The sequence below is a fragment of the Streptomyces sp. NPDC001549 genome (assembly GCF_042894025.1).
GTDB classification, from domain to species: Bacteria; Actinomycetota; Actinomycetes; order Streptomycetales; family Streptomycetaceae; genus Streptomyces; species Streptomyces kutzneri.
The window spans coordinates 539,782-552,170 of the sequence record NZ_JBIAVJ010000001.1; the positions used below are offsets into that span (position 1 = coordinate 539,782).

A 12,389-nucleotide genomic window follows, 5' to 3' on the forward strand; every position below is an offset into this window, starting at 1 on the left:
GAACCGGCCCCGGAGGGGGCGGCGTCCTCGGATCCACAAGATCGATTATGGGTTCGAAGGAGTCTGCAATGACCGGCACGGCCACCCGATACCTCTATCTCGCCCGGCACGGCGAGGCATCACCGGACGAGAGCGAGCTCACCGAGGCAGGCCGCCGACAGGCCACACTGCTCGGCCGGCGCCTGCGGAACGTCCCCCTCGCGGCCGTCCACCACGGCCCGCTGCCCCGGGCGCAGCAGACGGCCCGCCTGATCGGCGACCAGCTGACGGACGTCCCCCTGCACCTTTCGGACGTCGCGGGCGACTATGTCCCCTACATGCCGCAGCGGGATGAACTCCCGCCGGAATCGGCCGACTTCTACCTCCAGTTCCTCGCCGGCGCCAGCGCCGAGGAGCGAGAGAACGGACCCGCACTGGCCCGCCGGGCGATGGATCTGTTCACCGGGCCGGTGGACGGCGAAGAGGACCGTCACGAGCTGGTCGTCACGCACAACTTCCTCGTCGCCTGGCTCGTCCGGGAGGCCATGCACGCGCCGAAGTGGCGCTGGCTCGGCCTCAACCACGCCAACGCCGCCCTGACGGTCATCCGCTACGCGCCCGGCCGACCCGCCACCGTCCTCTTCTCCAACGACATGCGGCACCTGCCGGCCGAACTGCGCTGGACGGGCTTCCCGCCCGAGTTGCACATGTCAACTTGACCCGGTCCTGAAGGGCCGGGCTTGGAGGTAGAGCCCGACTGGCTGCCGGGTTGTCTCCTCCGTCCAGACCACCTACGGGGTGGCTGGGACGCGTGACTCACGCCCCGCGGTCCACACGGCTTCGCCCTTGCGGTCGATGTTGTGGGACGCGTTATCGTCCGCGTGCGCGGTGACGCCGCAGGCGCGGCACGCGAACGTTGCTTGATCGACTCGGTTCTTCCGGTCGATGTGTCCACACTCGGAGCACTGCTGGCTGGTGTACGCCGGATCGACGTACACCAGCGGCACCCCAGCCCGCAACGCCTTGTAGGCGATGAACCGGCCGAGCTGGTGGAAGCTCCACGAATGCAGTTGTGCCCGCTGGTCCTTGCGGAGCCGTACCCGGTCGCGGATGCCCGTGAGGTCTTCCAGGGCGATCCCGCGACCGGTGCGTTCAGCGGTGGTGACGATCTTCTTCGAGATGATGTGGTTGATGTTCGCGGCGTGCCGCGTCTCTTTGCGGCCGCGGTGCTTGAGCCGGCGCTTCGCGGACTGGGTGCCCTTGGCCTGGAGCTTGCGGCGCAGGTCGTGCTGCCGCTTGCGGTGCCGGTTCAGGCCGCGCCCGGCGGCCCGGTAGCCGGTGGACGTGGTGGCGATGTTGACGATGCCGAGGTCCACGCCGATGAATCCGGACGGGTTCTCGTTGACCGGGGCTTCGGGGATCTCGCACACCGCGATCAGGTAGAACATGCCGTTACGTTCGATCAGGTCGGACTCGCCCTTGCGGTACTCGCGGAGCATCTTGAGCGCGTCGGCGGAGCAGGCGAAACGCACGTTCTTCAAGCGACCGGCGGTGGTCCAGATACTGACGGTCTGCGCGTCGTACTGCCAGGACAGACACCGGTCGTCGTACGGCTGTGCCGAGTCCGGCCGGAACGTGACCGGCTTCGACTCCGCCTTGGCCCGGCGCTTGGAACCGGGCTTGCCGAGATTCCCCGCCCGGACGTTCGCCTTCAACGCGGTGTAGGCGTCGCAAACCTTCTTGATCGTGTGCTGCGAGGCTTGCGCCCCGAGACCGGAGGCTCTCAGCTCTGCGTAGGTGTGCTTCCGCAGTTCGTACTCACGCGGCACACCGTGCACGAACGCCACCCCGGACACCCAATTGGCCCGGTCGTTGACCGTGCGCAAGGTCGCACCGATAGCCGGTGCCTGTACGGCATCCGGCATCAGCTTCACCTGCACGACGATCTTTATGCGGGACATCGGAATACGGTTGGCCTATGTCACCACGCTGGGAGTCAAACCCCGACATTCGCAGGGGCCGTACAGTCGTCTACACCCTCCACGCCCATTTGGTCTTCACACCGAAGTACCGTCGCGGACCATTCACCGACGAGATCCTTCGCCGCTGCGAGGAAGTCATGCGATCCGTTTGCGCGAACTTCGAGACCGAACTGGTCGAGTTCAACGGCGAGACCGACCACGTCCACCTGCTCGTCCACTACCCGCCGAAAGTCTCCATCTCCAAACTGGTCGGCTCCCTCAAAGGCGTCTCCGCCCGCAGACTCCGCCAGGAATACCCCGACCACATCCGCAAGTACCTGTGGGGCGCACACTTCTGGTCACCCTCATACTTCGCAGCGAGCTGCGGCGGAGCACCCCTGTCCGTCATCAAGGAGTACATCGAGCAGCAGAAACGTCCGATGTGACCTGCCAGTCAGAGCAGTCCAGAGAAGCGATTCCTCCCGGGCCTGAAGGCCCGGGGTTCCTCGCTAGATCCCGCTGAAACTGCCCAGCCCGGGACCGGTTGCCGGATCGGTTCCCACCAGGCTCAGCACTTCGTGGGCCACGATGGGGGCGAGCACGCGCGAGATCCCCGCTCCGACCTGTTCGGGGCCGGCGTTCTGGCTCGCCGCGGCATAGAGGTCACGCGCCAGACGCCTGTCGTCGAAGAACGTAAGGCTCACATCGCTCCATTATCCCCACATGCGCGAGGTGCGGCCCGGGCTGCCGGCGATCAAGCTCTTCAGAACTCGAACGAACGAGTGCGTCGAGTGTGCCACCAACTCCAGATGACGTGCCCCACCAGAGCGAGCGCAACAGCAACTGAGATGAACCGAACAGCACTCCAGGTAATTTCGACGACCGAACCTTGCCCACGCGCCTCGACGGCCAAGCGCATGGAGGTCTCATAAAAGGCTACGAGCGGCATGAGCAGTCGAAAGAAGAGGCCGCCGACACCCGGCACTCGCGCCAGGTTGCCCAAGAACCCGACAGGTGCGCCGAACACGAACGCCAGCGTTCCCCACACCACGATCCCGGAGAGCGATCCGCCACCCGAGGCGCCGACGTCCATTCCGTTCGGGGCGGCAACACCGATGCCTTTGAACAGGTAGTAGGCAACCACCCCGATGGCCAGCCCGAAAGACGCAAGAAGGGTTGCTTCGATTTTGGATCGGCGGAAATATCCCACCAGGAACGCATAACAGGCCCATGACCACCCGCCGGAGAAAACGGCATTCACGGCCACACTGACGGGATTGTCCCATTTTTCAGAAATGGGGCCCAGCAGGCCGAGCACCAGACCGACCCCGAGAGGCGCTGCCAGCGACGCAGCGCGAGCGCGCGGAAAGTGCATGATTCCTCTTCCCCGTCCGTTCTGGATCCAAGCGGATACGACGCGACTCCGGATCCACGTGGGGATCCGGAGTCGCGTACAAGTCTACTGCACCTAGCCGGAGTTAGGCGTTGTTGTAGTAGGCGTAGCAGGTGTAGGCCATGCCGATGGTCACGTTGGCGTAGGAAGTCTGCCCCTTCGGCACCCAGCCACTCGAATAATCGATGTTCCTGACCCTGACCGTGGTCAGGTGCCCCACATTTGCAATGTAGTTCGAGTAGCACTTCTTTCCGTCCAGGCCCGCCGACTGCCACCCATAGCACCAGGTGCCGTGCGTGACCTGCTTACAGGTGTTCCCCGTCGGCTGGAAAGCGCTCGCCGAACCGCTGATTTCGAGCTTCACCACACCCCACTCGGAGGGGTTGCCCAGCTCCGCCGGCGGCTGCACCCCGTCGCCGCGCTGATGAATGACGACCTGCCCGGCCTTGAGATCGGCGGTGTCCACAACACCGGTAGCGGTCCCGGTCTGAGAACCGTTCGCGGCCGCCGGCGTGGCAGCGCCGAACACTGCGAGCGCCACGCTCACAAAGCCGAGAGCTGCCGATTTTCCGAATTTCCTCACGTCATATCCCCCTCTTCTACTCCCCCGGTGGGGTTTCCGGAGAAATCCTCAACGAAGGAATGTCAGCAGTCAATCGGATTAGAGGCTGCCGCAAAACATTCTGGCTGATTCACGGACCCGATTTGGTGCACACTGTTCAGCTTTCCGCCGAAATTCAGTGACCTTGCCGCCACCGCTTCTCTGCAGCGACAGCCGGGTGATGGCTTGAACTTTGCGCGCCGACTCGGGCGGTCTCCTGATCGGCTGTAGCCGACCGGCTACCGTCAGCGTGTCCCACGCCGGAGGCTCTGCGACCTGGCCGTCTCTGTAACAGGAGGGGCAACGAAATCGACCCGTACGGCTGCGGGGGTGGGGGTGCCCTGCCCGGAAACCAGGCGCCTGAAGGCGTCGCGGCACCGTGACCGCATCGGGCCGATGCTCGTCCACGAAGGGCTCGTCGCCATACGACGTGCCACCCCAAGGTGGCCGAAGTCCAGGGCCGGGCCGCGGCGGTCGCAGCACACGCCTGTGAGCTGATCGAGTACCGACGCAACGGCACGGTCGTCCCGTAGCCGGTTCGCCGCAGGGCGGAAGGCCTCGAACGCGGTCCGAGTGCACCCGCAGATAGCGGGTCCACCGACGTACTTCACCCCAACTCGGGCTTCTATACAGGCTGTTGAGTACAGATGGACCGTTCACTATAGTCGGCGAGGACACGGCCGGCCTGGGTCCGAGCGTGCCGCTTTCGGGAACCAACTCCCCTTCGTGGCGCCCGATTTGGCGCCGGCGAGACACGACTACGTAGGGGATGAACCATGCGCATGAAGCGGACCCTGGCACTCCTGGTTGCCTCAGCTGCCGTCACGCTCGGGATGGCCACCCCGGCCAGCGCGTATGCATGCCAGACCGGCTTTTTCTGTCTCTACTACAACTCCAACCAGGCCGGCGCCCGATGGTTCACGGACGGCAATGTACCCAATCTCGCCGGGGAAGAATTCACCACGTGGGCCAATGGTGAGGGCGAGCCGGTGAAGAACAATGCCGCGTCGACCCAGAATGCCTCGAACTACTGCTACCGGGTCTACTACAACTCGAACTACGCCGGCCCGTACGACACCGTTCCGGCTCACACGTCCCGGAACCTTGTGAACACGTACAACAACAACGCTTCCGTCAGGGACCTGATCTGCTGAGCATCGGCACCTGGACCGGGAAAGGGTGTTCCGCAACCGCCGTCGCGGCTGCGGAGCACCCTTCCTTGCTACCTGTAGAGGAACCAGTGAACGTGACCACCCCTTCCTCCAGAGCGTGTGCCGGTATGGCGGTGCTCCTGGTGCCGCTCCTGTCCGCCTGCACGACCGACATCGCCGGTTCCGGCGAAACCCCAAGCCCGACGGGGGCGCGCCGGCTCGCCGACAGCAAGGCCCTCAAGCTGCCTCTGGACGATTACCTGCTGACAACGATCGACGCGGGCGCGCTCGCCCGCGGGCGCGATTCCCTCATGCAGCGGTGCCTTACCGGATTGGGCGCCCCCTATACCCCTAAAGCGCAGGGAAATACCGATATCGAGACGAACGAGCGGCGCTACGGCCTGGCCGACGCGGAGCTCGCGAAGCAACACGGATATCACGTGCCCGACCTGGACAAACGGGCCGAAGACTATCCCTCATCGGTCATGCAGCTCGTCACGGGTGAAGTGACCACGTACAACGGCACACCCGTACCGCAAGGCGGATGCATCGGAGAGGCCCAGAGGGAGCTTCACGAGGTCGAGCTGCAGGACGCCTTGAATCTTCCCCACAAACTCAACATGGAAAGCTACACGAAGTCGCAGAAGGCTCCTGCGGTGGTGAAAGCGACCGAGGAGTGGTCGAACTGCATGAAGGAATCCGGGCACACCTACCCTGACCCCCTCGCCGCGATCAACGACAAGGAATTCAGTGCCGCCACTCCCGGAGCCCACGAGAAGGAAGTGGCACTCGCCGACGTGCTGTGCAAGCAGAAGGTGAACCTGATCGGCGTATGGTCCGACGCCGAAAGTGAATATCAGCGGTTCCTGATCGAGTCCAATTCGAAGGCTCTGGCGGGGCCGCTGCTCGCCAAACAGAAAACCATGTCCGCAGCGAAGGCCGCGACCGGTCAGTAGACCGGGCGGGTCGGCAGGTCGCGGAGGCGGTCGTAGGCTGGCCGGGAATCATCCGCGACGGACAGGAGGCCAGGATGACCGAGACGACCGGGACCACGGTGGAGCAGGTCATGGCCGAGCTGGCCGGGCTGGAGGACCCGAAGACGCGCGCGGTGAACGAGAGACACGGTGACGATCACGGCGTGAACCTCGGCAAGCTGCGCGCGCTCGCGAAGCGGCTCAAGACGCAGCAGGACCTCTCACGCGAACTCTGGAAGACCGGCGACAGCGCGGCGATGCTCCTGGCGCTGCTGATCTGCCGCCCGAAGGCCTTCGGGCGCGACGAGCTGGACGCCATGCTGCGCGAGGCCCGCACCCCCAAGGTGCACGACTGGCTCGTGAACTACGTCGTGAAGAAGAGCCCGCACTCCGAAGAACTGCGCCTCGCCTGGTTCGCGGATCCCGATCCGGTGGTCGCGAGCGCCGGCTGGGCGCTGACCACCGAGCGGGTCGCGAAGAAGCCCGACGGCCTCGACCTCCCGGGCCTGCTCGATGCCATCGAGGCGGAGATGAAGGACGCCCCGGAGCGTCTGCAGTGGGCGATGAACCACTGCCTGGCCCAGATCGGGATCGAGCACTCCGAGCACCGCGCCCGTGCCATCGGCATCGGCGAGCGCCTGGAAGTCCTCAAGGACTACCCGACCCCTCCGAACTGCACGTCTCCGTTCGCGCCCGCCTGGATCGGCGAGATGGTGCGACGGCAGCAGGAGAAGCAGTAGGCGGGATTCAGCCGGATGTGACCGGCACCGGCTTCAGCGCCGCCTTGGCGACCTCCTTGGCCTTCTGCTCGCACGCCCCGGGATGGTAGAGACCGACCCAGACGACCAGATTGCCGTGCCGGACGGAGAGCGCGCAGGTCCACTCGGTGGTGCCGTCGGACTCCCAGTACGCCCCGTCGCCGAACCCGAGGTTGTTCACCCGCCTCCCGTCGGCCGCGTCCGCGGCGAAACCGGCCTGCTGGACCTTCGCGTTGGCGCTGGTGTCACTGCCCCGCTTGACGTCCCACCGGACCAGCGCGGTCCGCCGGTCCGCCAGCGTGTCGTACCAGGTGCACATCGTGTGGGCCTGGGTCTCGCTCGCGCTGCGGAAGTCCTCCTTGGCATCCCGCCCGGTCAGCGAGATGTACTGGGTGGCCTTCGGGCAGGCCGGTACGTCGGCGTAGGCGGCGGGATCGGCACCCTCCGCCGCATGGTCCAGGGTGTACGCGCCTACGCCGATGCCCGTGGCCACCAGCACTCCGGCGGCCACCAGGGCCACCGTCCGCGACCGCCGCCGGGGCGGGGTGGGCGACGGCTCGGTCGGCGGGCTCGTCGGCCGGGGAGGGATGACGGGCGGGATGACGGGCGGGGCGGACTCCGTGACCTCGGCCGCCCGCTCCACCGCCTCCCCGGGCGCGGGCTCGGGCGCCGGAACCGGCTCGGGGAGCGGTTCCGGCGGCGCCACCGCGGTCGCCGTGTCACCGGACAACAGCCGGTCGATGTCCGCCCGTTGCACGGCCAGCATCCGGTACACGGCGGGCGGCCACTGCCGGCCGGCCGGAGCCACCGGCCCGAGGAGTTCGAGCAGCTGCGCCGGGGTGGGCCGGGCGGCCGGGTCCTTGGCCAGGCAGCGCTCCACGATCCCGCGCAGCCCGTCGGGCACCGCACTCAGGTCGGGGGTGGAGTGCACCACGTCGTAGAGCGTCTGGAGGGTCGACGTCCCGGCGAACGGGCTGCTGCCGGTGAACGCCATGACCAGCATCGAACCGAGCGAGAACACATCGCTCGCCGGTGTCAGCGGCTTGCTCTCGGCCTGCTCGGGCGACATGAAGGCGGGCGAACCGATCACCCAGCCGGTGCGCGTCAGCCCGATGTCGCCCTCGACCCCGCTCTCGGTCACCCGCGCGATGCCGAGGTCGATGACGCGTACGCCGTCCTCGGTGAGGAGCACGTTGTCGGGCTTGAGGTCCCGGTGGATCAGCCCCGCCCGGTGGATCTCCGCGAGCGCCGACGCGAGCCCCGCCGCCAGCCGGTGGACGACGGCTTCCTCCAGCACCCCGTCCGTCTTGACCACGGCCCCCAGCGAGGGCCCCGCCACGAACACCGAGGCCAGCCACGGTGTCGGCGCGTCCGGGTCGGCGTCCATCACGGCCGCCGTATAGGCACCGGAGACCTTGCGCGAGGCCGCGACCTCGCGCCGGAAACGGGCCCGGAAGCCCTCGTCGTCGGCGAAGTGCGCGAGCACCTGCTTGACGGCGACGAGCCGCCCGTCAGGCCCGGCGCACAGCAGCACCCGCCCCATACCGCCCTGCCCGAGCACGCCAGCCACCTTGAACGGCCCCACGTGCGTCGGACCGGAAGGTCCCACGTGCTCCATTTCCCCCGACTCCCTCCCCGTCGACAGGGAGCGGATCATACCGAGACGGACCTCACGAAGGCCTCGAACGCCGCGGGTTGGACGGTGAAGACGGGACCCCCGGGGTTCTTGGAGTCCCGGACGGCGACGAGGCAGGGCTGAGCGGCGACCTCGACACACTCACCGCCGGTGTCACCGCTGTACGAGGACTTCAGCCAGCCGGTGTCACCGAGCGGCGCGCACTCGACGCACTGACCGCCCGTGTCAGAGCTGTACGAGGACTTACGCCACTGCGCGCCCGTCAGGTTCCGGTTGGTGTCCATATCGCTCCTCCATTACGCGGGCAATCCGTACCGCCGAGTCCTGCACGGACAGGGCGGCTGCCTGCAAATGATCGTATCGGAGCGAACCCTCCCTGAGAGCTTGCGGATTGGCCGTCATATGGCCCTGTACGAAGTCCTCCGTATAGACAAGGTCCGGGTCGCCGTCGAACCGCATGAGGCTGAACGAGCCCGGCTGCCCCGCATGGGCACCCGCCTCGAAAGGCAGGATCTGCACCTGCACCCACTGCCGCCTCTGCTGCGCCAACAAATGGGCAAGTTGATTCCGCATGACCGCCCGGCCGCCGATCTCCTGGTGCAGCACGGCCTCGCTCATCACCACCCACATCAGCGGCGGATTTTCGCGGTCGAGTACTCGCTGGCGCTCCATCCGGGCAGCCACTTTCGCATCGAGGTCGTCCTCACTCCACACCCCCAACACCGCGCGCGCGTACGCCTCCGTCTGCAGCAGCCCATCCACCAACTGCGCCTGATAGGTGGAGAGGTAGGTGGCCCGCGCCTCCATCTCCGCGTACGGCTGGAACCACGTCGGCAGCACGCTCCGCAGCACCAGCCCCACCAGCCGCGAGAACACCCCACCGGTATTGAGCGCCGCGTCCACCCGCTCGGAGAAGTCCCGGGTCGGGACGCGCTTCGTCGTCTCGATCTGGCCGATCAGGGAGCCCGTACAGAAGATGATCTCGCCCAACTGCGCCTGCTTCAGGCCCGCCTGCTCCCTCAGCCGCCGCAGTTCGTAGCCGTAGTAGTCCAGCGGCGAGGCGCTGGGATCGAGCTCGCGGATCTTGACCACGAGGTGGTCACCCCCAAGTTCACGCTGTGCGTTCGGCGTTCGTTTCGCCCTGTCGCCGAGCGTAATCAGCCGCATGCGCTCCGGTGACGTGAATCACGCATTCGGTCACGGTCGGTCAGACGCGGTCGTCAGCCGCTCCGCGCGCGGGCGGCGATAATGCTCTGCCGAACTGATCTTGGGGTGACGGGGGCCTGGCAGGTGCGGGAAGTGATCGAAGACCGGTACGCGCTGGCCGAGTTGCTCGGCCGGGGCGGCTTCGGCGAGGTGTGGCGGGCCGAGGACAGCCGGGTGGGCCGCCAGGTCGCCGTCAAGATCGGATATCCGCAGACGCCGGAGGACACCCGCCGCTTCGAGCGGGAGGCCAGCCTCGCCGGGAACCTCGCGCACCCCAACATCGCCACCATCCACGACTTCGGGCGCACCGAACGCGAGGGGCGCGACGCCGTCTACCTCGTCATGGAGCTGCTCCGGGGCCGCAGCCTGGCCGACGTGCTGGAAGCCGGCGTACCGCCGCTCGCGGACGCCCTGGAGTGGGCCGGGCGCATCGCGGACGCACTCGGGGCGGCCCACGCCGCCGGGATCGTCCACCGGGACGTCAAGCCGGCCAACGTGATGGTCACCGACGGCGGGCTGACGAAGGTGCTCGACTTCGGCATCGCCAAGGCCGGGGGCGGCACCGGCGCCGCCACCACCACGACGGGGCTGACGGCCACCGGCATGATCATCGGCTCCTTCCCGTACATGGCTCCCGAGCGGTGGACCGGCGGGGCGAACGGCGTACCCGTCGACGGGCGGGCCGACCTGTACGCCCTGGGCTGCGTGCTGACGGAACTGCTGACCGGTACCCGTCCCTTCGCCGCCGCGCGCGAGATGCACGAGCTGCTCGCCCAGCACCTCACGACCGCGCCGCCCGCTCCGAGTTCGCTGCGGGCGGGGCTGCCGGCGGCGCTGGACTCCCTCGTACTGGAGCTGCTCGCGAAGGACCCGGCGGACCGGCCCGCGGACGCGGCCGAGGTGTCCCGGCGGCTGGCGGAGATCGCCCGGAGCGAGGCCCCCGCGCCCGCGCCCGCCCCTGCGCCGGCGCCCGTACCGGCCCCCGTGCCGCAGGCGGGCTCCTTCCCGCCCCCACCCTCCTACGCCCCCACCGTGCACACCGCGGCCACCGACCCCGTCCGCGCGATGCTGGAGCGCAGGCTGACGCAGCTGCTGGAGGACGAACCGGCGGACGTCGTGGAACGGCTGCGCATGCTGACTGACGACCTGACCGAGGAACTCGGCGCGCAGGACACCCTGACGGTGCGGGCCGCCTACCACCGCGTGATGCGGGTCCCGGGGCCGTCCAGGACGATCGACCTGGAACGCCTGCTGCCGCGCATGGTGCGGGTCCTGGGCCTGGAGCACCCGGACACGATCACCGGGCGCGCCGCCTGGGTCGGCGAGGCGGCGGCCTTCGGGACCGGGGACGGCCGCCGTCACGAACAGGAGCTGCGCGAGATCGTCGAGCAGGCGACGCGGGTGTTCGGCACGCACGCCCTGGTCACGCTGACCGCCCGCTACCACCTCGCGTCGGCCATGCACCGGGGCGCCCACGCCCGCGACGGCCAGTGGGACCTGCGCAGCCGGGAGCGCGCGCTGAGCGAGCGCGCCTGGCTGGGGCCGCTGCTGCCCGACCTGGAATGGGCCCTGACCGCCGACAGTCCCGTCCTGCTGGACGTGCGGCGCAGGCTGGCCCACGACGCCTGGCTGGTCGGTGACGTCGCCGGCGCCGCGCTCCTGTACTGGCGGCTCTTCCCGGATCTCGCCGAACTCGCCGAGTACGGCAATCCGGAGGTGGCCCACCGGGTGCTCCGCACCATCGGTGAGGCGGGCGATCCGGCGAGCGCCCTGGCGCACATGAACCTGCTGCTGCACCGGCTCCCCTTCCTCTCCGGCATGCAGGGGCTGGCCCAGGAGGTCTCCGACACCCGGGCGGACTTCCGGCGTGCCGTACGGGAGCAGCGGCGGGCCGAGGGGACGGGCGGGACGGGCGGCCTGTCCCGGCTGTTCGGCCGCTGACCGGGCGGCGGCGTACGAGCGCACCCCCGGCCGTAGCGTCCTACCAGCGGGTAAGGCACCATGGGCCGCCACACACGATCACCGCCGGAGGAACCATGGCCACCCCCAAGCCGGAGACCCTCGCCGCCTTCGAGGCCGCCAAGGGGTTCATGCCCGTACGCGAGGGCCTCGCCCTGTACGAGGCGGCCACCGCGGCCGGGGCGCTCGGGCTGCCGCTGCTGGAGGTCGGCACGTACTGCGGCCGCTCCACCATCCTGCTCGCCGACGCCGCCCGTGAGGCCGGCGTGGCGGCGATCACCGTCGACCACCACCGGGGCAGCGAGGAGCAGCAGCCGGGCTGGGAGTACCACGACCCGACGGTCGTGGACCCGGAGGTCGGGCTGATGGACACCCTGCCGACCTTCCGCCGGACCCTCCACAAGGCCGGGCTGGAGGACCACGTGATCGCGATCGTGGGCCGGTCCCCGCAGGTCGCGGCCGCCTGGGGCGGCAAGCTCGGCTTCGTCTTCATCGACGGCGGCCACACGGACGAGCACGCGAGCGGCGACTACGAGGGCTGGGCCCCGCACGTCGCGGAGGGCGGCACGCTCGTCATCCACGACGTCTTCCCGGACCCGGCCGACGGGGGCCAGGCCCCGTACCGGATCTATCTGCGGGCTCTGGCCTCCGGCGCCTTCGAGGAGATCTCCGTCACCGACTCGCTGCGCGTGCTGCGGCGTACGGGCGCGGGCATCTGAGGGCTGTCGGGCGCGTTCATCAGGCCAGTCATCCGACCTGATGAACGCCAGG

General features: G+C 68.4%; 14 protein-coding genes. 7 read left to right on the forward strand and 7 right to left on the reverse strand.

Annotated features, from left to right (window positions below; all coding sequences use genetic code 11):
• The first annotated feature begins 68 nt into the window (after positions 1-68).
• Positions 69-698 (forward strand): histidine phosphatase family protein, encoded by a 630-nt coding sequence (locus ACFY04_RS02535; protein ID WP_389113840.1) that lies wholly within the window; start codon positions 69-71, stop codon positions 696-698.
• 72 nt (positions 699-770) lie between these two features.
• Here ACFY04_RS02535 and ACFY04_RS02540 read toward each other — a convergent pair whose 3' ends face one another.
• Positions 771-1,940 (reverse strand): RNA-guided endonuclease InsQ/TnpB family protein, encoded by a 1,170-nt coding sequence (locus ACFY04_RS02540; protein WP_389113841.1) that lies wholly within the window; start codon positions 1,938-1,940, stop codon positions 771-773.
• A 17-nt stretch (positions 1,941-1,957) separates the two neighbouring features.
• On the opposite strand from ACFY04_RS02540, the gene tnpA reads away from it, so the two are divergent.
• A complete protein-coding gene (tnpA, locus tag ACFY04_RS02545) occupies positions 1,958-2,386 on the forward strand; it encodes an IS200/IS605 family transposase (protein WP_389113842.1) in 429 nt (142 codons plus the stop codon).
• A gap of 63 nt (positions 2,387-2,449) precedes the next feature.
• Here tnpA and ACFY04_RS02550 read toward each other — a convergent pair whose 3' ends face one another.
• The 3 genes from ACFY04_RS02550 to ACFY04_RS02560 form a co-directional block, all read right to left on the reverse strand.
• The gene (locus ACFY04_RS02550; RefSeq protein WP_389113843.1) at positions 2,450-2,644 is read right to left on the reverse strand and encodes a hypothetical protein; all 195 of its coding nucleotides are present in this window, start codon (positions 2,642-2,644) and stop codon (positions 2,450-2,452) included.
• A gap of 59 nt (positions 2,645-2,703) precedes the next feature.
• Positions 2,704-3,315, reverse strand: a complete 612-nt coding sequence (locus ACFY04_RS02555; protein WP_389113844.1) for a hypothetical protein — start codon at positions 3,313-3,315, stop codon at positions 2,704-2,706.
• A 103-nt stretch (positions 3,316-3,418) separates the two neighbouring features.
• Positions 3,419-3,916 carry a lactococcin 972 family bacteriocin gene (locus tag ACFY04_RS02560; RefSeq protein WP_389113845.1) on the reverse strand — a complete coding sequence of 166 codons (498 nt, stop codon included), beginning with the start codon at positions 3,914-3,916 and terminating at the stop codon, positions 3,419-3,421.
• A gap of 794 nt (positions 3,917-4,710) precedes the next feature.
• Here ACFY04_RS02560 and ACFY04_RS02565 point away from each other — a divergent pair.
• The 3 genes from ACFY04_RS02565 to ACFY04_RS02575 all read left to right on the forward strand — a co-directional run bounded on the left by ACFY04_RS02565 (position 4,711) and on the right by ACFY04_RS02575 (position 6,799).
• Positions 4,711-5,088: a peptidase inhibitor family I36 protein gene (locus ACFY04_RS02565; RefSeq protein WP_373038994.1), complete on the forward strand. Its 378-nt coding sequence runs from the start codon at positions 4,711-4,713 to the stop codon at positions 5,086-5,088.
• Positions 5,089-5,180: 92 nt separating this feature from the next.
• On the forward strand, positions 5,181-6,041 hold the full coding sequence (locus ACFY04_RS02570) for a hypothetical protein (RefSeq protein WP_389113846.1): 861 nt from the start codon (positions 5,181-5,183) through the stop codon (positions 6,039-6,041).
• Positions 6,042-6,115: 74 nt separating this feature from the next.
• On the forward strand, positions 6,116-6,799 hold the full coding sequence (locus ACFY04_RS02575) for a DNA alkylation repair protein (protein ID WP_389113847.1): 684 nt from the start codon (positions 6,116-6,118) through the stop codon (positions 6,797-6,799).
• Positions 6,800-6,806: 7 nt separating this feature from the next.
• On the opposite strand, the gene ACFY04_RS02580 is transcribed toward ACFY04_RS02575, so the two are convergent.
• From ACFY04_RS02580 to ACFY04_RS02590, 3 genes are all read right to left on the reverse strand, one after another.
• Positions 6,807-8,378, reverse strand: a complete 1,572-nt coding sequence (locus tag ACFY04_RS02580; RefSeq protein ID WP_389113848.1) for a serine/threonine-protein kinase — start codon at positions 8,376-8,378, stop codon at positions 6,807-6,809.
• A 92-nt stretch (positions 8,379-8,470) separates the two neighbouring features.
• Positions 8,471-8,737 carry a DUF397 domain-containing protein gene (locus ACFY04_RS02585; RefSeq protein WP_389113849.1) on the reverse strand — a complete coding sequence of 89 codons (267 nt, stop codon included), beginning with the start codon at positions 8,735-8,737 and terminating at the stop codon, positions 8,471-8,473.
• A complete protein-coding gene (locus ACFY04_RS02590; RefSeq protein WP_389113917.1) occupies positions 8,697-9,545 on the reverse strand; it encodes a helix-turn-helix transcriptional regulator in 849 nt (282 codons plus the stop codon). Before ACFY04_RS02590 ends, ACFY04_RS02585 begins: the two co-directional genes overlap by 41 nt.
• Before the next feature lie 207 nt (positions 9,546-9,752).
• On the opposite strand from ACFY04_RS02590, the gene ACFY04_RS02595 reads away from it, so the two are divergent.
• Both ACFY04_RS02595 and ACFY04_RS02600 read left to right on the forward strand, forming a co-directional pair.
• On the forward strand, positions 9,753-11,600 hold the full coding sequence (locus ACFY04_RS02595; protein WP_389113850.1) for a protein kinase: 1,848 nt from the start codon (positions 9,753-9,755) through the stop codon (positions 11,598-11,600).
• A 95-nt stretch (positions 11,601-11,695) separates the two neighbouring features.
• Positions 11,696-12,337, forward strand: a complete 642-nt coding sequence (locus tag ACFY04_RS02600) for a class I SAM-dependent methyltransferase (RefSeq protein ID WP_382536382.1) — start codon at positions 11,696-11,698, stop codon at positions 12,335-12,337.
• Positions 12,338-12,389 lie beyond the last annotated feature (52 nt).